Genomic DNA, 381 nt, shown 5'->3' with positions numbered 1-381 from the left:
TAGCAATCCATTGCTCTGGTGTCGCTTTCCCCCCTGGTACACGAACACGTATCATAAAACTATATGCTGATTCTAATTTTTGTTTACGACGTTCATCTCTTAAATCTCTATCGTCTTGCATGTAACTTCCGTGGAACTTTAATAGCTTAGCGTCATCTTGTGAAATTGAGCCCGTAATTGGATCGGCAAGCCCTTGTTCGATTGTTCCACGTAGAAAGTCACTGTCGGCTTTTAAAAATTCCATTTCATCAAGATTCTTATCAAGTTCTTCTGAAATTTGTTTATTTGTTCTAGCCATGTATCCCCCATCCTTTCTATTAATACACGTCTCGTTGATATCTCTTATCTCGTTTCAATTGCTTCAAGTATTCTTCTGCATCT

1 pseudogene is annotated in these 381 nt (G+C 38.3%); it reads right to left on the bottom strand.

Annotated features, from left to right (window positions below):
- Positions 1 to 298, bottom strand: a pseudogene (locus HZY83_RS00065) (sulfite reductase); the annotation flags it as partial.
- Positions 299 to 381 lie beyond the last annotated feature (83 nt).

The sequence above is a fragment of the Gemella sp. GH3 genome (assembly GCF_013415425.1).
Classification (GTDB): domain Bacteria; phylum Bacillota; class Bacilli; order Staphylococcales; family Gemellaceae; genus Gemelliphila.
The sequence above is the reverse complement of the archived record's forward strand: the minus strand, read 5'-3'. Positions and strand labels throughout refer to the sequence as shown.